17 protein-coding genes are annotated in these 20,400 nt (G+C 65.8%); 15 read left to right on the forward strand and 2 right to left on the reverse strand.

From position 1 onward, the window contains the following. The first annotated feature begins 52 nt into the window (after nt 1-52). Entirely contained in the window at nt 53-919 is an 867-nt protein-coding gene (locus AC1DRE_RS12955) for a hypothetical protein (RefSeq protein ID WP_476985015.1), read from the forward strand. Nucleotides 920-989: 70 nt separating this feature from the next. On the opposite strand, the gene AC1DRE_RS12960 is transcribed toward AC1DRE_RS12955, so the two are convergent. Further along, complete coding sequence (locus AC1DRE_RS12960) at nt 990-2,297, reverse strand: GAF domain-containing protein (protein WP_476985016.1); 1,308 nt, start codon at nt 2,295-2,297, stop codon at nt 990-992. 212 nt (nt 2,298-2,509) lie between these two features. Here AC1DRE_RS12960 and AC1DRE_RS12965 point away from each other — a divergent pair, with 212 nt between their 5' ends. The 12 genes from AC1DRE_RS12965 to AC1DRE_RS13020 all read left to right on the forward strand — a co-directional run bounded on the left by AC1DRE_RS12965 (nt 2,510) and on the right by AC1DRE_RS13020 (nt 15,293). Continuing rightward, complete coding sequence (locus AC1DRE_RS12965) at nt 2,510-4,300, forward strand: NAD(P)/FAD-dependent oxidoreductase (RefSeq protein ID WP_476985017.1); 1,791 nt, start codon at nt 2,510-2,512, stop codon at nt 4,298-4,300. Between the two features lie 134 nt (nt 4,301-4,434). Further along, on the forward strand, nt 4,435-5,490 hold the full coding sequence (locus AC1DRE_RS12970; RefSeq protein ID WP_476985018.1) for a 2,3-butanediol dehydrogenase: 1,056 nt from the start codon (nt 4,435-4,437) through the stop codon (nt 5,488-5,490). Nucleotides 5,491-5,572: 82 nt separating this feature from the next. Continuing rightward, the gene (locus AC1DRE_RS12975) at nt 5,573-6,652 is read left to right on the forward strand and encodes an alkene reductase (protein WP_476985019.1); all 1,080 of its coding nucleotides are present in this window, start codon (nt 5,573-5,575) and stop codon (nt 6,650-6,652) included. Between the two features lie 144 nt (nt 6,653-6,796). Next, nucleotides 6,797-7,504, forward strand: coding sequence for a GntR family transcriptional regulator (locus AC1DRE_RS12980; RefSeq protein WP_476985020.1), 708 nt, complete (start codon nt 6,797-6,799; stop codon nt 7,502-7,504). A 162-nt stretch (nt 7,505-7,666) separates the two neighbouring features. Beyond that, nucleotides 7,667-8,671: a sugar phosphate isomerase/epimerase family protein gene (locus AC1DRE_RS12985; protein WP_476985021.1), complete on the forward strand. Its 1,005-nt coding sequence runs from the start codon at nt 7,667-7,669 to the stop codon at nt 8,669-8,671. A 95-nt stretch (nt 8,672-8,766) separates the two neighbouring features. After that, entirely contained in the window at nt 8,767-10,542 is a 1,776-nt protein-coding gene (gene dhaL, locus AC1DRE_RS12990) for a dihydroxyacetone kinase subunit DhaL (protein WP_476985022.1), read from the forward strand. Continuing rightward, complete coding sequence (locus AC1DRE_RS12995; protein ID WP_476985023.1) at nt 10,539-11,027, forward strand: ribose-5-phosphate isomerase; 489 nt, start codon at nt 10,539-10,541, stop codon at nt 11,025-11,027. Before dhaL ends, AC1DRE_RS12995 begins: the two co-directional genes overlap by 4 nt. A gap of 2 nt (nt 11,028-11,029) precedes the next feature. Continuing rightward, nucleotides 11,030-12,028: a 3-hydroxyacyl-CoA dehydrogenase family protein gene (locus AC1DRE_RS13000; RefSeq protein ID WP_476985024.1), complete on the forward strand. Its 999-nt coding sequence runs from the start codon at nt 11,030-11,032 to the stop codon at nt 12,026-12,028. 34 nt (nt 12,029-12,062) lie between these two features. Further along, complete coding sequence (locus AC1DRE_RS13005; protein ID WP_476985025.1) at nt 12,063-12,830, forward strand: SDR family NAD(P)-dependent oxidoreductase; 768 nt, start codon at nt 12,063-12,065, stop codon at nt 12,828-12,830. 12 nt (nt 12,831-12,842) lie between these two features. Further along, nucleotides 12,843-12,974: a hypothetical protein gene (locus AC1DRE_RS13010; RefSeq protein ID WP_476985026.1), complete on the forward strand. Its 132-nt coding sequence runs from the start codon at nt 12,843-12,845 to the stop codon at nt 12,972-12,974. Between the two features lie 53 nt (nt 12,975-13,027). Continuing rightward, complete coding sequence (locus tag AC1DRE_RS13015; RefSeq protein ID WP_476985027.1) at nt 13,028-14,377, forward strand: MFS transporter; 1,350 nt, start codon at nt 13,028-13,030, stop codon at nt 14,375-14,377. Between the two features lie 88 nt (nt 14,378-14,465). Then, nucleotides 14,466-15,293, forward strand: a complete 828-nt coding sequence (locus tag AC1DRE_RS13020) for a triose-phosphate isomerase family protein (protein ID WP_476985028.1) — start codon at nt 14,466-14,468, stop codon at nt 15,291-15,293. A 6-nt stretch (nt 15,294-15,299) separates the two neighbouring features. Here AC1DRE_RS13020 and AC1DRE_RS13025 read toward each other — a convergent pair whose 3' ends face one another. Continuing rightward, complete coding sequence (locus AC1DRE_RS13025; protein WP_476985029.1) at nt 15,300-18,974, reverse strand: TM0106 family RecB-like putative nuclease; 3,675 nt, start codon at nt 18,972-18,974, stop codon at nt 15,300-15,302. Between the two features lie 214 nt (nt 18,975-19,188). Between AC1DRE_RS13025 and AC1DRE_RS13030 the strand changes: the two genes are divergently transcribed. Both AC1DRE_RS13030 and AC1DRE_RS13035 read left to right on the forward strand, forming a co-directional pair. After that, complete coding sequence (locus AC1DRE_RS13030) at nt 19,189-19,650, forward strand: nucleoside deaminase (RefSeq protein WP_476985030.1); 462 nt, start codon at nt 19,189-19,191, stop codon at nt 19,648-19,650. A 204-nt stretch (nt 19,651-19,854) separates the two neighbouring features. Further along, on the forward strand, nt 19,855-20,292 hold the full coding sequence (locus AC1DRE_RS13035; RefSeq protein WP_476985031.1) for a CBS domain-containing protein: 438 nt from the start codon (nt 19,855-19,857) through the stop codon (nt 20,290-20,292). Nucleotides 20,293-20,400: the final 108 nt, after the last annotated feature.

A 20,400-nucleotide genomic window follows, 5' to 3' on the forward strand; every position in this document is an offset into this window, starting at 1 on the left:
GCCAGCCGGGAGATGGCGGCGTTGCAGTGGCGCTCTCACATGTATGTTTGCAATGTTTCTCCTCACGCTGTGTCAGGTAACTCCGGCGTACGCCAAAGGCCCCATCGTCGACTGGAATGAGGGAGGAGTGGGTGTCTGGCGGATCGATCCCAGCACGGGCAATTGGGTAGATCTGCCGCAAGAGTTGCCCGAGGCCCAGAAGCGATACAAGTACGAGATGCTCTGCATTGTCAACGATCAGAATGACGTCGATTCGGCGTGCATTGCGCGTGCGAATTGCACTTCGGGGCCTGATGGTAGACCCGTGCGTTGGTTCGAGCAATTTACTTTTGGGGCGCCGGACGTGTGGTCGCGGATTGAGCCAGACCGTTGCGTCTATTCAGAGAAGCCTGAGGACGTGATGGAAAGGATCGCTCAGGAAATCCAAAGCAAGTTCGAGCAGTTACCTGTCCTGGCTGGTGACTCCGTGGCACAACCTAGTCCTCACACACTTCGGGGTGCCGAGACGAACTTCTACGCAGAAGCGCGCGAGCAGTCTTTCACGGTCGATATGTTCGGCCAGAGCGTCTCCATAATTGCAAAGCCAGTGCAGTACACGTACAACTACGGAGACGGGACTTCCTTTGGGCCCACGACTGTCATGGGCGGGCCGCTCCCGCAGGATCGCTGGGGAGAGAAAACGCGCACCAGCCACGTTTACACCCAGACCGGCGATTTCCAGGTGGTGCTTACGACCCACTTCCAGGGGACGTACTCGGTCAACAACGGACCACCGCTGCCCATCCCGGGACAGGGGCAGTTCAATTCGCCGCCTCAAACCATCAGCGTGTGGCGTTCCGTCACCCGAAACTACGCCGACGACTGCATCAGGAATCCGCAGGGCCAGGGCTGTCCAGGCGTCGCGCCGCGGGCTCCGTAAGAGCTTCGCGGCTCCGTAGGGTGCCGCACCCCCGGCGCACCTCCAACGCGACCATCGGCGCAACCACCAGCTACGCCTGCAGCTCCCGGTCCACCCGCGCCATCTGCGCCCGCACCAACTGATAGCGCGGGTCGCTGGGCCCTACCAGGCTGGCCATTGCCGAAGCTGCCTCAGTATCAGATGCACCCATATCGCTCGCGCACCACCGCATCATGAGCTGGGCATTCCCGCTGGCACGGACGGACGCGCCCACCGCTTCGTTGAGCTCGTCCCGCATCAGCTCAACAGACAGGTTGACCGAGCGGTTGAGCAGCTTTGCAGGGTAAGCGGCCAGGGCGTCCGGCACCCGGCCCTCGCGCAAGTGGCCGGCGACGACAGCTGCGTCCGTAATGACGCGGATGGCCGAAGAGAATCGATAAGGGTTGGGTTCCACCACGTTACCCAGGACGCTGCGGATTCGATGCATCTCTGTCCTGATGGCTGTTGCGGCACCGTCCTCGCCGTGAAGCCGATACGCCAGTTCGTCGGCGCTCCACCCCTGGGTCCGGGATGCCAGCAGAGCCAGGATCTCCGCGCGGCGAAGAGTCAGCGGAAGCCGGGCACCGCCGTCGACCTCGGCGCTGGGAGTGTCACCCAGCAACCTCAGCATCAGCGTTGAGCGCACCGCGCTCGCGGGCGGCCGCAGGAGGTGGCCTGCGGCCGGGGTGCCGGCCGTCTTCAGCAGCTCCTCCGCCAGCCGAACACCGCAGCGCACCATGCGGAGGCTGTCCGGTGTCACCGATTCAAACGGGCCGGACACATCAAGCACTCCCACGACTTCGCCCGTGAACGGATCGCGAATCGGCGCTGCCGTGCAGGCCCAGTCGTGATGCGTGCGCAGCAGGTGTTCGGCACTGAATAACTGCGCCGGTGCGCCGGTCACCAAGGCCTCGCCGATGGCGTTGGTCCCGACGCCGGATTCGGACCAGTCGGCCCCCTCAACGAACTCCAGGGAATCGGCCAGCCGCAGCGCCTGCCGGCTGCCAACACGCCAAAGCACCTCGCCCTGCCGGTCCGTGACGATCAGCAGATGGCGGCCCGCGGCGGACTCGTCGGCCAGCAGCTGCGACAAGGCCGGCATCACGGAGGCCAGTCGGTGCCCGGTGCTGAGCGAGCGCGCCTCCGACACGTCGTGCCGGTGAACGGGGCGGTGTTGATCCGGGTCGATCCCCAGTGCCAGCGATCGCTGCCAGGACTTGATGATGCCCGGCGAAAGGAACGGATCAGGATTGCCCGAAATCGTGGCTTCATGGGCCTTGCGCAGCGTGCGTGCGTACTCCGCCGGCGCGGTAAACCTCAGGTCAGGAAGATAGGTGGCCGCGCCGGTGCCCGTCCGCATCCGCAATCTCCCAACTCGTCATCGAATCGATCCGGCCAAAAACCGGAGGCCACTCTCCAACAGTTCCCACGGCAAACAGCTCGAAGGAACGGGGGAGAGGCCATGTCACTCGATTGTAACCCTCGGCGTCTTTTACTTGTGATGCGGGTCACGGGGCGGTCATGGCGAGGCGGACCGGGAGTGGCTCACTGAAAGCAAAGGAAAGAGGAATCATGCCTGAGACACCAAACGGCATCGTGGAGGCCTGGCTGGCGCAGTTCGATGAGGCGCTGCGCAGCACCAACACCGATGCCGCCCTGCAACTGTTCGAGGACGATTCGTACTGGCGCGACTTCGTATCGTTCACCTGGAACCTCAAAACACTGGAGGGCAAAGCGGAAATCCAGCGCATGCTGGACACCACGCTCGGCGACGTCCGGCCCGGCAACTGGAAACTCGCCGAGGATGCCACCGGAGACGCCGCGAACACCGAGGCGTGGGTGAACTTCGAAACCGCCCAGGCGCGGGGCTATGCCCACCTGCGGCTACGCAACGGCAAATGCTGGACCCTGCTCACCACCATGCAGGAGCTCAAAGGATTCGAGGAAAAGAAGGGCCCCAACCGGGAGAAGGGCGTGGCGCACCAGATCAGCAAGGGCCGCAAGTCCTGGCTGGAACTCAAGGAGGAGGAGGCGGCAAGGCTCGGCTATGAGGATCAGCCGTACACCGTGATCATCGGCGGCGGACAGGGCGGGATCGGACTGGGTGCGCGGCTCCGTAGGCTTGGCGTGCCCACCATCATCGTGGAGAAGAACGAGAAACCCGGCGATTCGTGGCGGAACCGCTACAAGTCCCTCCACCTGCACGACCCTGTCTGGTACGACCACCTGCCGTACATGAAGTTCCCGGACGACTGGCCGGTCTTTGCCGCCAAGGACAAGATCGGAGATTGGCTGGAGCACTACACCCGGATTATGGAGCTTAACTACTGGTCCAGGACCGAATGCACCAACGCCCGCTTCGACGAAGCGACCCAGGAATGGATCGTTGAGGTAGTGCGCGACGGCGAACCGGTCACCTTGCGGCCCAAACAGCTCGTCTTCGCCTTGGGCGTCTCGGGTTACCCGAACGTTCCAGCGTTCGACGGCGCCGAGTCGTTCCTGGGGCAGCAGTACCACTCGTCCAAGCACCCGGGCGGTGGAGACTGGACGGGCAAAAAGGCAGTGGTGATCGGCTCCAACAACTCCGCGCACGATATCTGCGCCGATCTCTGGGAGCACGGCGCGGACGTCACCATGGTGCAGCGGTCCTCCACGCACATTGCCCGGAGCGAATCGCTGATGGATCTCGCGCTTGGCGACCTGTACTCCGAGAAGGCGCTCGCCAACGGCGTCACCACGGAGAAAGCCGACCTCCTGTTCGCGTCCCTGCCGTACCGGATCCTGCCGGAAGCCCAAATTCCGGTTTACCAGGAGATGGCCAGGCGCGACGCCGGGTTCTACTCCCAGCTTGAGGCCGCCGGCTTCGACCTGGACTTCGGGGTCGACGGTTCCGGCCTGTTCCTCAAATACCTGCGGCGCGGCTCCGGCTATTACATCGACGTCGGTGCCTCCCAGCTGATCATCGACGGACGGGTCAAGCTCGCGAACGGCCAGGTCAGCAAGATCACCGGCAATGCCGTAGTCATGGACAGCGGGGCGGAGCTTGAAGCCGACGTCATCATCTATGCCACCGGTTACGGTTCCATGAACGGGTGGCTGGCCGACCTGGTCTCGCCCGAGGTGGCGGACGCCGTCGGCAAGTGCTGGGGGTACGGGTCGGACACGCCCAAGGACCCGGGCCCATGGGAGGGCGAACTGCGCAACATGTGGAAGCCCACCAATGTTGAGAGTCTCTGGATCCATGGCGGCAACCTGCACCAGAGCCGCCACTACTCCAACTACCTGGCGCTTCAGCTGAAGGCCCGGATGGAGGGACTGCCGACGCCGGTCTACGAACTCCAGCCCACCCACCACGCGCGCTGACCCTGACGGGCCGTGACAATCACCATCCCGGGAACCACACTGAGGGTGCGGCCCCTTCTGTGACAATCCAACGACATGCTGTGGATGCGCCTGGCCGGGTGCATCCACGGCCCGTAATGCGAAGGAAAACCATCATGAAAGCAGCACGATTCCACGCCCGCGAGGATCTCCGGATCGAAGACATTCCGGAGCCGGGGTTGCGCCCCGGAGCCGTGAAGATCGCCGTCGCCTGGTGCGGGATCTGCGGAACAGACCTCCATGAATTCCTGGAAGGTCCCATCTTCACCCCGCCGCCCGGGCACCCCCACAGGCTGTCACACGAGGCCGCCCCCGTCACCCTGGGTCATGAGTTCTCCGGCACTGTGGAAGAACTGGGGGAGGGCGTTACCGGGCTCTCCGTGGGCGACAGTGTGGTGGTGGAACCCTACTTCGTCTGTGACGAGTGCGGCCCGTGCCGGGAGGGCAACTACAACCTGTGCACACAGTTGGGCTTCATTGGGCTGGCCGGCGGCGGCGGGGGACTCAGTGAAAAGATCGTGGTCGACTCACGCTGGGTCCACCCCGTCGGCGATATTCCACTCGACGAAGCTGCGCTCATCGAACCCCTCGCGGTGGCCTATCACGCCGTCGGCCGGAGCGGCCTCAAAGCCGGGGACGTCGCCGTCGTCGGCGGTGCGGGCCCCATCGGACTACTCACGGCGGCTGTCCTGAAAGGGATCGGCGTCACCACCGTGGTGACCGAGCTGTCCGCTGCGCGCAAAGAGAAGGCGACGTCGTCCGGCGTCGCGGATCATGTGATCGACCCAAGCAGTGACGACGTCAAGGCTCGGGTGCTCGAGCTGACCGGCGGGACCGGTGCTGACGCAGCCTTTGAGTGCGCGGGGGTGAACGCGGTGCTGGACACCATGCTCGACGTCGTGAAGCCTGCCGGTGTGGTGGTCAACGTGTCCATCTGGGGCCGCCCGGCCACGGTGGACATGCAGAAGATCGTCCTCAAGGAAATCGACCTGCGCGGCACCATTGCCTACCGGGGCGACCATGCGGCGGCCATCAAGCTGGTCCAGGAAGGGAAAGTGGATCTCAAACCTTTCATCACCGGACGAATTGCCCTCGAGGACCTGGTGGACAAGGGCTTCGATACGCTCATCAACCACAACGACACGGCGGTGAAGATCATCGTGCACCCCTAGTGATCCCCGTCTCATGCGGAATAGTTGCACGCGCGCCCCAGTTGAGATCAGTGGACCCCATCCGCTTCGAAAGGAACCGCGCATGTTGTTTTCCCCCATGACTCTCGGCGAGCTCGAACTGCCCAACCGCCTGGTAATGGCGCCGCTCACCCGCCTCCGCTCCGGCGAGGAGGGCGTGCCCGGTGCGCTCGTTGTGGAGCACTACCGCCAGCGAGCTTCGCTTGGCCTGATCGTCAGCGAGGGCACCTACCCCAGCCCCGCCGGCCGGTCCTACCCGGGGCAGCCCGGCATCGTCACCACCGAACAGGTTGCCGGCTGGAAGAAGGTCACGGACGCTGTCCATGCCGAAGGCGGCCGGATCTTCGCCCAGATCATGCACGGCGGCCGGGTCTCCCACGAGGACATCAACGGCGGCCACCAGGTCGTCGCTCCGAGCGCCATCGCCCTCGAGGCTGAAACCCGTACGTACAAGGGCAAGCAGGCGCACCCCGTGCCGCACGAGCTGACCGCCGATGAGGTGCCCGTGGTGATCCAGGAAATCGTGACGGCGTCACGGAACGCCATCGAGGCAGGGTTCGACGGCGTTGAGCTGCACTCGGCCAACGGTTACCTGCTGCACGAATTCCTTGCGCCGGACACCAACGTTCGGACGGACGGCTATGGCGGGTCCCCCGAGAACCGGGCACGGTTCGTCATCGAAACCGTCAACGCCGTCGTCGAAGCGCTCGGCGGAAACCGCGTGGGGATCCGGATCTCACCAGCACACGGCGTCCAGGGGATCGCGGAGAACGACCCCGCCGACGTCCGCGCAACCTACGAAGTGCTCGTAGACACGATCGCGCCCCTCAACCTTGCCTACCTGAGCATCCTCCACAAGGAACCGGCCGGCGAACTGGTCCAGGACCTGAAGACCCGCTTCAGGGGCACGTTCCTCGTCAACACCGGCTTCGGTGTCGTAACCTCCCGCGATGAAGCCATCTCCCTCGTTGCCGACGGTCATGCCGACGCAGTGGTCGTGGGACGGCCGGCCATCGCCAACCCGGACCTCGTCCGCCGCTGGCGCGAGGACCTGCCGGTCAACGAGCCGGACCAAGCGACCTTCTACGGCGATGACGCGGCAGGTTACACCGACTACCCCTTCTACGAGGAGTCCCGGAACTAGCGTCTTAGCTCCCAGCTACACAAAGCAACGCGGGGTCGCATCGAGTCCTATGGCCTGAGGCTATGGGACAGGATGTGACCCCGCGTTGTCGTTTCCATGGGTGTCCATACGAGCTGCTTCGTGCCAGCCCTATAGGATCTGAACATGCAGCGTCCGTCCCAGATCAACAGTTCCGGCACCCGCAAAGGTAGGCCTGTGAGCCGCCAAGTGCTGGCCGACCACGTCTACGAGGAGCTGCTGGAATCACTGATGGATGGCAGGCTCGAGCCGGGCGCCACCGTCAGCATTGACGGAACCGCGCGGGATCTCGACGTTTCGCCCACGCCGGTCCGCGAAGCGCTGGCCCGGCTGGAGCACACCGGCATGGTCCGCCGCGTGGCCCTGAAGGGCTACCGCGTGGCGCCGGTTTTCACCCGCGAGGACTTTGCCGAGCTGATGGAGGCCCGGCTCGCCATTGAACCGGTGAACGCCCGCCTCGCCTGTGCACGGCTGACCCCGGAACGGCTCGCCCAGCTTGAACAGGCCGTGACCGACCTGAAGACTGCGCCGCGGGGACCGTCGTTCGCTGAATACCGTGACTACCTCGAGGCCGACGAACGCTTCCACCGGCTGATCGCCGAACAAACCGGAAACCAGTTCATGGTGGCCGCCTATGCTGCGCTGGGAGGCCAGGTTCAGCGGTTCCGGCTGTTCGGCGGCGTCGGCATCACGGATGCGGAAAACGCCATCGCCGAGCACCAAGCTGTCCTGGACGCGCTGTCCACGGGTGAACCCGAAAAGGCCGCCTCCGCCATGGCCGAGCACGTCCGGAAGGTCCGCGGCCGCGCCATCGCTGACGCGCCGGAAAGCTAAGCCCGCCCGCCCAACTAGGTAGCAGCAGGTGTCGTTTTGGAGCCTCAAAACGACACCTGCTGCTACCTAGTTGGGCTGACCCACCCCAAGTGTGACCCTTGACAACTCTCTTTCGATAGTAAATCCTATAGGAAACAGGATTCGCACAAAGGAGTGAACATCATGGCTTACACAGCCGAGAACTGGCCCATTACCGCGGCCCTGCTGCAGTTCCCGGGCGCCGACGCCCAGGGAACCCCCATCAACGACGCCGACGCTTCGGCCTGGGCGGAGGTCCTCACCGAGGTCAAGGACGCCGGGTTCGCCCATGCAGACCTCACGGACAGCTGGGTGCGCCCCGGGGACCTGAGCAAGGAGCGCCTTGCCGAGTTCAAGCAGACGGCGGCCACCGTCGGTATCGGCATCCCGGTGATCTCCGCGATCCGCCGCAGCGTCATCGAGGAAGGCAACTGGGAAGCCAATCTGGCATACAGCCACCGCACCATCGACGCCGCCGCCGAGCTGGGCTGCGAAGTCGTCTCCTTCGGGCTCCACCAGGCCATCACGCCCGAGCAGCAGAGGCAGCTGTGGTTCTGGACGGTTGAAGGCCACAAGGACCCGGTGGGGGACAAGGAAGCCTGGGGCAATGCCGTCACCCGCCTCCGCGAACTCGGCCGGCACGCCGCCGAGGTGGGCGTCCTGCTCTCGCTCGAAATGTACGAGGACACTTACCTGGGCACCGCGGATTCGTCCGTGCAGCTGGTCCAGGACATCGGCCTCTCAAACGTCGGCCTCAATCCGGACCTCGGCAACCTGATCCGGCTGCACCGGCCCGTCGAGGACTGGCGCGAGATGGTGGCCAAGACCCTGCCGTATTCCAACTACTGGCACATGAAGAACTACATCCGGGACGAGGACGCAGCCCGCGACATGTACGTCACCATGCCGGCACCGATGGAAAGCGGCCTCATCAACTACCGCGAAGCCTTCAAACTGGCGCTTTCCGTCGGGTTCCAGGGCATCCTCTGCACCGAGCACTACGGCGGAGACGGCCTGAGCGTGACCGCCAGCAACCAGGACTACCTGCGCCGCCACGTCCTCCCGAAGACCGACGGCTACGCGCTCGGCCAGAGCCAGGTGGCCCAGGGGCGGCAGCAGCCGTCCGCCGTCGAACTCGCCGGCGTCTGACCCAACACGTGGTGCGGCCGGCACGCCATTCGGGGGCGGCCGCACCACTCCAGACTCCCAGCCCTGCTTTCCCAACACGGATTCAATGAGGAACCATGACCCAGATCTTCGACAACCCCGCTGACTTCGCGGATGAGGCACTGGACGGCTTTGTGGCGGCCAACCGCGGGTACGTTGCCCGGGTGGACGGCGGCGTCGTCCGCTCCACCGAGGTGCCTGCCGGCCAGGTGGCCCTGGTGGTGGGCGGCGGCTCCGGACACTACCCTGCCTTCGCTGGCCTGGTGGGACCGGGCCTTGCCGCCGGATCGGCCTGCGGCAACATGTTCGCGTCCCCGGCAGCCGGCCAGGTCTACCGGGTGGCCAAAGCGGCCAATGCCGGCGGCGGCGTGCTGCTGAGCTATGGCAACTACGCCGGTGACGTGCTCCACTTCGGCCAGGCCCAGCTGCGGCTGAACGCGGAGGGCATCGAAACCCGCACAGTCGTCGTCACGGACGACATCGCCAGCGCGCCGCTGGACCAGATCGAAAAGCGCCGCGGCATCGCCGGGGACCTGACGGTCTTCAAGATCGCCGGCGCGGCAGCCGAAGCGGGCCTGGACCTCGACGCCGTCGAGCGGCTCGCCATCCGCACCAACTACCGGACCCGTTCGCTCGGCGTGGCGTTCGACGGCTGTACCCTCCCGGGCGCAGAGGCACCGCTGTTCCATGTGCCGGCCGGCCAGATGTCGCTGGGCCTGGGCATCCACGGCGAGCCGGGGATCTCCGAGCACCCCATGCCCACCGCCTCCGAACTCGCCGAACTGCTCGTCTCCCGGCTCCTCGCGGACAAGCCCGACGACGCCGGGAACCGCGTGGTGGCCATCGTCAACGGCCTGGGCACGGTCAAATACGACGAGCTGTTCCTGCTGTTCGGCAAGGTCGAAAAGCTCCTGACCGCGGCGGGCCTGACGGTGGTGGAACCGGAATGCGGCGAGCTGGTCACCAGCCTGGACATGTCCGGGCTCTCCCTGACCCTGCTGTGGCTGGACGACGAACTGGAACAGTTCTGGGCAGCTCCGGCCGACACTCCGGCCTTCCGCAAGGGCAACCTCGCTCCGCGGGCGCGCCGCGAATTGGCCGGACCGGAGGCCGCGGTGGCTGCCGCATCGGAGGAAACGACGGCGGCAGCAGCAGAATTGGGCCGGTTGGCAGCCGCCGTGCTCGCCCAGGTGCAGGGCGTCGTCGTCGAACATGAAGAGGAACTGGGCAACCTGGATGCCATCGCGGGCGACGGCGACCATGGCATCGGCATGCGCCGCGGCGTGGACGCGGCAGCCGCCGCGGCACAGCAAACCTCGGCGGCGGGGGCATCGGCGGAACGCGTCCTGACCGCCGCCGGGGAAGCCTGGAGCGAACGCGCCGGTGGAACCTCCGGAGCCCTGTGGGGATCCGCGGTGATCGCTGCCGGACTCGCGCTTGGCAACAGGAACGCGTACCGCGGCGAGGATGCTGCGGCCGCCGTCACGGCTTTCGTGGACGCCATCACCGAACTCGGCAAGGCCGAACCGGGGGACAAAACCATGGTGGACGCGCTGCTTCCCTTCCGGGACGTATTCCTCACCGCGTTCGACGGCGGCACCCCGGTACGCCCGGCGCTCGCCTCAGCAGCGGCTGCTGCACAGGAGGCCGCGGACGCCACCGCTTCGCTCCGGCCACTCAAGGGCAGGGCACGGCCGCTGGCGGAAAAGAGCCTGGGCCATCCCGATCCCGGCGCTGTGTCCTTCGGGCTGATCGCCGCCCGGATCTCGAACTACCTCGATTCCGAACTGACTGATTCACAACCGTCTGATTCCCACCTGGCCGCTGCGGCCGGAAATGGAGCACACCCATGAGCACCAGCACTGCGGCCGGATGGCGCATCGTCATCGGCAACGATGAAGCCGGCGTCGAATACAAGGAAGCACTGAAGGCGCTCCTGGAAATGGACAGCCGCGTGGCGTCCGTTCTGGACGTGGGCGTCGGGGCGAACGACTCGACCGCGTACCCGCACGTCGCCGTCGACGCCGCCCGCAAGGTGGCCAACGGCGAAGCGGACCGGGCGCTGCTGATCTGCGGTACCGGGCTGGGGGTGGCCATCGCAGCCAACAAGGTACCCGGGATCCGCGCCGTCACCGCCCACGACGGCTACTCCGTGGAACGCTCCGTGCTGAGCAACAACGCACAGGTCCTCACCATGGGCCAGCGCGTCATCGGCCTGGAACTGGCCAAGAAGCTGGTGGGCGAATGGCTCGACTACCGTTTCGATGAGACCTCATCCTCCGCCGCCAAGGTGGACGCTATCTGCTCCTACGAGCCCGACTACACGAAGGCAATCTGATCATGACCGAAACAGCAAGCACCCCCACCGCAGCCACCACCGCGGCAAACAGCGCCCGGAAGATCGCCGTCGTCGGCTCCGGCTACATGGGCGGCGGGATCGCACAGGTCCTGGCCCTCGGCGGGGCCCGCGTGGCACTCGCCGACGTGTCCGCCGAGGTGGCGCAAAGCAACTACGACAGGCTCCTGGCGGAGTCGGACCAGTTCGTGGCGGACGGCCTCTTCCCCGCCGGTTCCACCGAGATCCTGAAGCAGAACCTCTGGGCCGCCAAGGACATCGAGGAAGCCGTGGCGGACGCCGACTTCATCGAGGAAGCCGTTCCCGAGGTCATCGCCATCAAGCACCAGACCCTGGCCCGCATCAGCGCAGCAGCCCGGCCGGACGCCATTATCGGCTCCAACACCTCTACGATCTCCATCGCCGAACTGTCGGAGCCGGTCACCAATCCGGAGCGCTTCCTGGGCGTGCACTTCTCCAACCCCTCGCCGTTCATCCCCGGCGTCGAGATCATCCCCCACGCCGGCACCTCGGCCGGCACCGTCGGCGCCGTCCGCGACCTGGTGCACGCCGCCGGCAAGCAGACCGCCGTCGTCAAGGACGTCACCGGCTTCGTGCTCAACCGGCTGCAGTACGCGCTGTTCCACGAAGCCGCGCAGCTGGTGGAGCAGGGCATCGCGACCGCGGACGACGTGGACACCCTGGTCCGCACCACGTTCGGCTTCCGGCTGCCGTTCTTCGGACCGTTCGCCATCGCGGACATGGCCGGGCTGGATGTGTACAACTTCTGCTACAAGTCCCTCCAGACCGACTTCCCGGAGCGGTTCGCCACCCCGAAGATCCTCAGCGACCTGGTGGACGCCGGGAAGTTGGGCACCAAGACGGGCGCAGGCTTCCTCAACGTCCCGGCCGAGCGCACCCCCGAACTGATCGCCTACCGCAACAAGGCCTACGTGGCCATGCAGAAGCTGATCGACGACCTCGGGCCGGCCCCCATCAACTGATCTCCCCTCACTCTTCACCTTTCCAGGAGCAACCATGAGCACTTTCCCCGCAGAACGCACGGCAATCGTCACCGGCGCCGTCTCCGAGCGCGGCATCGGCCGGGCCACCGTCAACTACCTCGCCGCGCAGGGCTGGAACATCGGCATCATCGACCTCGACGACGCCCTGTGCAAGGCCGCCGCCAAGGAACTCGCCGCCCAGTACGGCGTCCAGGCCTGCGGCGTCGGAGCCAACGTCGGCGACGAAGCCTCCGTCCGCGCAGCCATTGATTCCATCGAAGCGGAACTGCCGCAGGTCGTGGCCCTCGCCAACGTGGCCGGCGTCAGCTCGCCGGTTCCGTACCTGGAACTGGACGCCGCCGAATGGGACCGCGTCCTGAACATCAACCTCAACGGCGTCCACTACGCCACCCGCCGCGTGGCCGAATCCATGGTGAAGCACCGGATCGGGCGCATCGTCAACATCTCCTCCGTGTCCGCCCAGCGCGGCGGCGGCACCTTCTCCAAGACGCCCTACTCGGTGGCCAAGGCCGGCGTGATCGGGCTGACCCGTTCCACCGCCCGCGAACTGGGGGAGTACGACATCACCGTCAACGCCATCTCCCCGGGCCCCATCGACACCGACATCATGGGCGGCACCCTCAGCCAGGAACGCAAGGACGAACTGACCAAGGACCTCGTGGTCAACCGGGTCGGATCCACGCGCGACATCGCGGCAGCCATCGCCTTCCTCATCAGCGAGGACGCCGGGTACATCTCCGGCCAGACGCTGAATGTCGATGGCGGCCTCTACATGCACTAGGAACGGACAGCCATGGCACAGCACAAACCAGCAACACCCCAGGTGACCGGGCTCAGGTCCTGGAGCCGTGAACGCCGGATCTACCTCGCCGTCGGCATCCTTGCCTGCATCGCCGGCGTCCTCATCATCGCGTTCTCCCGCTAGGACCCGAGGGGCCCACTTTCGTTCGCAACTGATTTACTCAAAGAGGAGTTTTGATGTCCCTAACAGCAACTTCCACCAAGGAGCTCCTGGATTCGCCGATCCTCAAATCGGCGATTTCCAAGGCCTCGTTCCGGCTCATGCCGATGCTCGTCATCCTGTACGTCGTAGCTTTCCTGGACCGCACCAACGTGGGCTTCGCTGAAGCCGCGCTCGAAGTGGACCGCGGTATCACGGCCGGTGCATACGCCCTGGGCGCAGGCATCTTCTTCATCGGCTACGCACTGTTCGAAATCCCCAGTAACCTGCTCCTGACCAAGTTCGGCGCCAAGATGTGGCTGGCACGCATCGCCATCACCTGGGGAATCGTGTCCGCGTGCTTCGCCTTCGTCCAGGGCGAGACCTCCTTCATCGTCCTGCGCTTCCTGCTCGGCGTGACTGAGGCGGGCCTGTTCCCGGGCGTCATCATGTTCCTGGCGGCCTGGTTCCCGAACAAGGTACGCGTGAAGATGTTCGCCATCTTCTACCTTGCCCAGCCGTTCTCCCAGATGATGGGCGCCCCGCTGTCGGGCTGGCTGATCAACATCGGCGACCAGGTTCCCGGTGTGGCCGGCTGGCAGGTTATGTTCTTCGTCGAAGGCATGCTTGCGGTCCTGGCCGGCATCGCGGCCTACTTCTTCCTGATCAACAGCCCGCAGGACGCAAAGTTCCTGAACCCGGGCGAAAAGAAGGCGCTGCTGGACGTCATGGCGCTGGAGGACACAGTCAAGGAAGAAAACGGCCCCCGCGGTGTCCTTGCCGCCATGAAGAACCGCAAGGTCTGGTACTTCACGGCCATCTACTTCTGCCTGCAGATAGCGGTCTACGGCGTGACGTTCTACCTGCCGCAGCAGGTGGCCCAGCTGACCGGCCAGAAGGTGGGCATCGTGGTGGGCCTGCTGGCAGCCATCCCGTGGTTCTTCGGCATCTTCGCCTGCTACTTCATCGGCAAGGCTGCCAACACCATAGTCCGCCGCCGTGTCTGGGGCACCGGCCTGTTCATCTCCACCGGCCTGTGCATCTTCGGCTCGGCCTGGGCCGGAGCTAACCACATGCCGGCGCTCGGCATCATCTTCATCACCCTGGCCGTCTGCAGCTTCCTGTCGATCGGACCCATCGCGTGGTCCTACCCGACGGCGTTCCTCACCGGAACGGCAGCCGCTGCGGGCATCGGCCTGATCAACTCGCTGGGCAACCTGGGCGGCTTCGTCGCTCCGATCCTGCGCACCACGGTCAACCAGGTCACGGCGTCCGACACCGGAACGATGGGAGTCTACGCCCTTGGCGTCCTGCCGTTCGTGGCCGCGGTCATGATGTACGCCACCAAACGGTTCCAGAACAAGGCCGACGAACTGTTGGAGAAGTAGGTTCCGGAAGGAATCTTCGGCCGCAAGCCCCGGAGCCGTCACCAGCAAAGCGGCCGTCAGTCTCCGCCCCAGCGAGAAAGCAAGACACATGCAGCACGCTTCAGCCAGCCAGTCCCCGGGTTCCCTTACGGCACGACCGGATGCCCACGACCGCACCATCTACGTGGGCGTCAGCACCAAGATGTACCTGGGATACCGGGACAGCCTGGACTGGCTGGAGCAGTTGCGGCACCAAGTGGACTCCCGTCCGGCCCTCGCGGCCGGGCGGGTTGTCCCGTTTGTCATCCCGTCCTTCCCGGTGCTCCCCGCAGCTGCCGGGGTGTTGGACGGGTCACCGCTGCTCCTGGGCGCGCAGAACTGCGGCTGGGCCGACGGGCCGTGGACCGGTGAGGTGGCGCCGTCCATGCTCGCCGAGCTCGGCGTCCGTCTGGTGGAGATCGGCCACGCAGAACGCCGCGCCCACTTCGGCGAAAACGACGCGGTGGTGGCGCTCAAGGTACGCGCCGCGGACGACGCCGGGCTGACGCCGCTGCTCTGCGTCGGTGAACTCTCAGTCGGTGAGCCTGCTGCCGGCGGCGCCCCTGCCGCCGGCTTCGTGTACCGGCAGATCAAGGCCGCGGTTGGCGGCGACTGGGCGCTGGCCTCGCGCCTCATCATTGCCTACGAACCTGTCTGGGCCATCGGCGCCGCCGAGCCGGCTGACGCCGGCTACGTGTCCGACGTCGGGAGTCACCTCCGCGCCCTGCTCGCCGTGCACGGACTTCAGGATCTTCCGGTCATCTACGGCGGTTCTGCCAAACCCGGCCTGCTGCCCCGGCTCGGCGGCCTGTCCGGGCTCTTCCTTGGCCGCTTCGCGCACGACGCCGCGAACTTCGGCAGGGTGCTGGATGAGGCGCTGCTGATCGCCGCCAGGTAGAAGCCGCTACGAAGAAACAGACCGCTGGCAGAGCCCGATAAAGCCGCCCAACTGTTCGAGGCCCTCCGGATGAGTGGGCAGATAGTTGGTCAGCTCCGGGGCCCGCACCACCACAGCGCGCCATTTCCCGCGGGACACTGCGACGTTGATCCGGTTCCGGGAGAGCAGGAACTCCATGCCGCGCGGAGCCTCGGCTACCGCTGAACAGGCCATGGACACAATCACCACAGCCGCCTCCTGGCCCTGGAACTTGTCCACGGTACCCACACGGACCGCTGTGTGGCCGGCAGCGTCCAGGGCATCCCGGATCAGGTTCACCTGGGCGTTGTAGGCCGCCACCACCAGGATGTCTTCCGGCCCCAGCGGCAGGCTGCCGGCTTCGTCGTGCCACGTCAGTCCCAGGTGCCTGCCGACCTGCCGCACCACTTCGGCAGCTTCCTCTACCGAGGACGTGATGTTGCCGCTGTGCGGCACCATGACCGTTTCGATACCGGCGGGAACGCCGTCCAGGAAGCGCAGGTCCGCCGCGCCGGCGGACTGCAGCCGGCCCTCGTACGAGAGCTCGGACACGGCAGCGCACAGCGGCGATGCCATCCGCCACGAGTCGGCCAGGAAATAGCCGAGCTCCGGCGGAAGCGTGGCATGGCCGGCCGAGATCCAGCCCAGGGCGGATTCGTTAACCGGCTCGGGATGCGTGCCCTGGCTGACCTGGGGGAGCTGCTGCGGATCGCCCAGCAGCAGCAGCCGCGGGCTGGCCTGGGCAACAGCCAGGGTGTTGGCGAGCGAGAACTGCCCTGCTTCGTCGATCACGAGGAGGTCCAGGGACCCCGCGGGCACCGTGGCACCGGTCATGGTCCAGGCCGTGCCGCCCACCAGGGCCCCGCCCGGAGTGCTGAGCAGCCTGTCCACATCGGCGGCGTCCCGATGATGCCACGGCAGGGAACCGTCGTGCTTGACATCCTTGGCGACCCTGCGGGGGTCCACTCCGGCCTTGTCCACGGCCGTGCAGAGCAGGTTCTCCACCACCGCATGCGACTGGGCCACAACGCCCACCTTCCAGCCGCGGGCCACGAGCCGGGCAATGACATGCGAGCCGACGTGTGTCTTGCCCGTGCCCGGCGGACCCTGGACTGCCAGATACGAATGGTCGAGCGCTTCCACTGCAGCCGTGATGGCGTCGATGAAGCGGTCCGGGCCACCGGCCGGCGCGGGCAGCGGCCCGCCTGTCACCAGCCGCGGCGGAACCCGGCGCACCAGATCCAAGGCCGGATGCTTCCGGAAGACAGGTTTCCCCGGCGCCGCGGCGGTGCCGTCCGGAAGCCCTGCCGCCACCTGGTCAGCCAGCCGCGCCAGGGCCTCCTCCAGGCTCTTGGTGGGGACAGGCTGGTCCTCGGTGAGTGCGATGGGCAGCCTGTTGTGAGGCTCGATCTTCCGGGGCAGCCTGTCGCGGATCACCACGACATCCCTGCCGTCCTCGTGGCCGAGTTCCAGGACCTCCGTCCCGAACAAGCCGTTGCGCCCGGAACCGTCGCTTCCCGTTCCCTCCAGGCCGGCCGGCAGCGGACGGTCATACATGCGGAACCACGTGCTGCCCTCGCGGAGGTCCGAACCGGCACTCACCGTGCCTGTTAGCTGCACCCTGCGCTCCGGGAGCCTGGTGCCGACCTTTTGCCAGTCACCGAGGATGCGGGCCTCCTCAACGAGGAAAACGTTGCGGTCCTGCTGATGGGTGTCGGGTCCGTTTTCGCAGCGGTCGAAGTGGGCCCACCAGAACGCCTTGCGCTCGCGGCGGTGGTAGCTCACGGCCGCGTCCACCATGGCGACGGCCTGAATATCAGGGTCCGGTTCGCCGCGCCCCACAGCGGCACCGAGGGACCCGGCCGTTGTCCCCGCGGCGCGGGACTCCGCCGCCCGGTGCAGGAAAGCCCTGATGGCGGACTCAGAACGCTGGAGCGCGGCACCGTCCTCGGAGTCAGGTGCCGTCTGGCCTAAATTTCCGGCAGTCTTTTTGCTTCCCGGGGCGGTCCCGATGCCGCGCTCGGCGGCCAGCCGCAGCAGCCAGTTGCGCAGTTCCAGGGTGGAGAGGCAATCGTATTCGTTGTAGTCGGAGATGCCGGCGAGGATGGCCGCTGCATCCCCGGCCAGGCCGGCGTCGCGCGCCTCGCAGTAATCGGCGTACGCCACAACCGAGGCGCCGGCGTCCTTCACGTCGCCGGAGCGGAGGTTGCTGCCCATGTACAGCGGCTCGAGTTTCTTGATGCTGTAGGAGTTTTCGGAGATGCGGATGCTGTTCCGGACGGTCTGGTACAGGTCCACGAGGAGCCCGTCCCGCAGCCAGTTGTCCACGGTGTCCTCACCGGCGACGTGCATCACCGACAGCTTGCGGAGCGCGGTCTTCTCGTAGGCGGCGTAGTGGTAGACGTGCATGTCCGGATACCTGCGCCGCCTGTCTTCCACGTAGTCCAGGAAATCGAGGAACGCCTCCTTCTCCGCGGCGCGGTCGTGTGCCCAGAAGGGCTTGAACACGGTCTGGCGATCCGGTTCCGGCGGCGCTTCGATAACTCCGAAGAGGTACTCAAGCCCCCAGACTCCGGTGCCGCTGTCCTGCCACAGCGGGTCCCCTTCGAAATCGAAGAAGATGTCTCCGGGGCTGGGCGGGGGAAGTTCCGCCAGTGTGTTCCCGGGGATCACGCGGTAGCCGATGCTGTGCTGTTCGCCGTCTTTGACGTAGCTGACGGATCCCTCCGCGGTTCCGGCGTTGCTTTGCATCCTGGCCTGATCCTGCATCCGCAGCAGTGACGCGTTGGCTCCGGGCAACGTGGCGTCGGCCAACTGCTTGACCGTGAGGATCCCTTGCCCGTGCAGCTTCTTCCGCTGGGCGGAGTTCATCCGTGCCACCAGGAGGAGGTCGTCAGTGGCTTTCACTTGTTCCTGGCAGTAATCGCAGCGGCCGCAGGCCACGACGCCGGACGTGCCCCACCTGACGACGTCGGACTGGTTGCGGTGGCCGGCAGTGAGCACCAGGAATCTGTCCCTCCGCTCGCGGAAGACCGGCAGGATGTCCGCCAGTTTGTGGCTGCTCCGGACATAGTCGAAGCCGCCTCCGGGCGTTTCCACCGTGGCACCCAGGATCAGCGTCACCGCAGGGTCCGGCGCAATGCCGGCGTGGAGCAGTTGGTCGCCGTACGCGGCGAGCTGGAGCAACGCCGTCACCTTGGCATGGCGGGCCAGCTTGGTGTCGTACACGGCGTAGCTGCCGTCGGCCTGTTTGACCAGGAAGTCGGATCGGCCATGGAAGCGGCCGTCAAAGAAAGCCGCCTGGAAGACGACGTCCGCCCCGGCCCGCAGCGCATCGACGGATTCGGCATGCTTGGCCTGCAGGGTGGCGCGGTCCATGGCTGTGGCGGGCGCGACGTCGTACACGCCGCGGCCGGTGGCGGGATCCCACGGGCCGAACTCGTCCAGGAACTTGTCCAGGACCTTGTGCTCGTGGATGTCACCCAGCTTCGCTGTGCGGGCCAACATCTCGTCGGCCTCGAACTCCGCTTTGGGGGACCGGCCCAGTTTTTCGTCCAACTTGCGCAGCAACTGGTACTCGCATGTGGCCGCGATGACGAGATCGCTCGCGGAGAAAACCAGGTCCTGGTCCAGATCCGGTGCTTGCGGTTCAAGAAGAAACACTGCGCCTCGTTGCCGTAGATGTCGTGTTGCTGTTGATGTCTTATTGCCAAAGTATCAAAGGCCCCTGACAGTATTGGCGGGTTTGGCTGCAAGGGCTGGTCTGGTCCAGGCCCGTGCTGTCGGCGTAGGGTCTGAGGGGCGTGCCTGAGACAAAATCAACGGACGCTGCACCGCTGCCGGCGGGGCACCGGAATACTGAACTGAACCGGGGAACATGACTAAGCAAAATGGCATCACTGCATACGACGAAGCCGCGTTCGAGGCTGCGGTCCGGGCTGCGCAACAGAGCCTTAGCGAAGGCGGCATCCCCATCGGGGCCGCGCTGGCGAGGGGGAACGAGGTGATCGCCAGCGGCCACAACGAACGGGTGCAGCACGGTGATCCGATCGCCCACGGCGAGATGGCAGCACTCCGGGCGGCGGGCCGGCAGAAGAGCTACCGCGACACCACTCTGTACACGACCCTTGCACCGTGCGCGATGTGCACGGGAACCATCATCCAGTTCAAGATTCCGAGGGTTGTGGTGGGTGAGGCCAGGACGTTCCCCGGCGAATTCGACCTCCTGCGCTCGCGTGGTGTGGAGGTGGTGGTGCTGGACGACCAGCGCTGCGTGGACATGATGCTCACGTTCCAACACGACTACCCGGAACTGTGGGCCGAGGACATCGCCGAGTAGGACGACATCTTCATCTTGCCTCCCGCACGGCCCTGTTTGAACTCCAAAATGGAGCCTAAAACCGGCCCGGGTGCGCCGTCCGGTACCGCCATCCGGCGAACCATGATTGAGCCTAGTCAGGGCGTTTGCCCGGGCGTAGGCTGACAGCATCGGCGCTGGAGCCGAGGGCCCCTGCGTCGAACCCCAACCGATGAAGGAGGACTGATGAGCGTCGTACGTGAATTCATGACTACCAACGCCCAGTGCGTCAAGGAAGACCAGACACTGCAGGAAGCGGCCGTAATGATGCGCGACCTTGACTGTGGTTCGCTGCCGATCTGTGGCAGCGAAGGCAAACTCAGGGGACTCATCACGGACCGCGACATCGTACTCAGGTGCGTTGCCGAGGGCTTGGACCCCAGGGAGGTCAGGGCCATCGACCTGGCCCAGGGCAATCTGCGCTGGATCGATGCTGACGCCAATATCGACGAAGCCATTGCAGTGATGGAGCAGTACCAGGTCAGGCGCCTGCCGGTCATTTCCGACCACAAGCTGGTGGGCATCATCAGCCAGGGCGATATTGCCCGCAACTATTCGGAAGAGCGCGTCGGCGAACTGGTGGAGCACATTTCGGCCAAGCGGCCCATGGAGAACATGGCCTAGTGCCGAATGCGATCAACTGCCGACTGCAATTGACCCAAGCGCCAACGGACCCAAGCCCACCGACAAGCGCCGCGAACTGTTCGCGGCGCTTGTCCCTTACCGGCCGTC

It is taken from the genome of Arthrobacter sp. P4_H3, assembly GCF_056400885.1.

Excerpts from the sequence above, each read along its gene's own strand:
- AC1DRE_RS12955 (WP_476985015.1), top strand. The coding sequence starts at position 53 with ATGTTTCTCCTCACGCTGTGTCAGGTAACTCCGGCGTACGCCAAAGGC.
- AC1DRE_RS12960 (WP_476985016.1), bottom strand. The coding sequence starts at position 2,297 with ATGCGGACGGGCACCGGCGCGGCCACCTATCTTCCTGACCTGAGGTTT.
- AC1DRE_RS12965 (WP_476985017.1), top strand. The coding sequence starts at position 2,510 with ATGCCTGAGACACCAAACGGCATCGTGGAGGCCTGGCTGGCGCAGTTC.
- AC1DRE_RS12970 (WP_476985018.1), top strand. The coding sequence starts at position 4,435 with ATGAAAGCAGCACGATTCCACGCCCGCGAGGATCTCCGGATCGAAGAC.
- AC1DRE_RS12975 (WP_476985019.1), top strand. The coding sequence starts at position 5,573 with ATGTTGTTTTCCCCCATGACTCTCGGCGAGCTCGAACTGCCCAACCGC.
- AC1DRE_RS12980 (WP_476985020.1), top strand. The coding sequence starts at position 6,797 with ATGCAGCGTCCGTCCCAGATCAACAGTTCCGGCACCCGCAAAGGTAGG.
- AC1DRE_RS12985 (WP_476985021.1), top strand. The coding sequence starts at position 7,667 with ATGGCTTACACAGCCGAGAACTGGCCCATTACCGCGGCCCTGCTGCAG.
- dhaL (WP_476985022.1), top strand. The coding sequence starts at position 8,767 with ATGACCCAGATCTTCGACAACCCCGCTGACTTCGCGGATGAGGCACTG.
- AC1DRE_RS12995 (WP_476985023.1), top strand. The coding sequence starts at position 10,539 with ATGAGCACCAGCACTGCGGCCGGATGGCGCATCGTCATCGGCAACGAT.
- AC1DRE_RS13000 (WP_476985024.1), top strand. The coding sequence starts at position 11,030 with ATGACCGAAACAGCAAGCACCCCCACCGCAGCCACCACCGCGGCAAAC.
- AC1DRE_RS13005 (WP_476985025.1), top strand. The coding sequence starts at position 12,063 with ATGAGCACTTTCCCCGCAGAACGCACGGCAATCGTCACCGGCGCCGTC.
- AC1DRE_RS13010 (WP_476985026.1), top strand. The coding sequence starts at position 12,843 with ATGGCACAGCACAAACCAGCAACACCCCAGGTGACCGGGCTCAGGTCC.
- AC1DRE_RS13015 (WP_476985027.1), top strand. The coding sequence starts at position 13,028 with ATGTCCCTAACAGCAACTTCCACCAAGGAGCTCCTGGATTCGCCGATC.
- AC1DRE_RS13020 (WP_476985028.1), top strand. The coding sequence starts at position 14,466 with ATGCAGCACGCTTCAGCCAGCCAGTCCCCGGGTTCCCTTACGGCACGA.
- AC1DRE_RS13030 (WP_476985030.1), top strand. The coding sequence starts at position 19,189 with ATGACTAAGCAAAATGGCATCACTGCATACGACGAAGCCGCGTTCGAG.
- AC1DRE_RS13035 (WP_476985031.1), top strand. The coding sequence starts at position 19,855 with ATGAGCGTCGTACGTGAATTCATGACTACCAACGCCCAGTGCGTCAAG.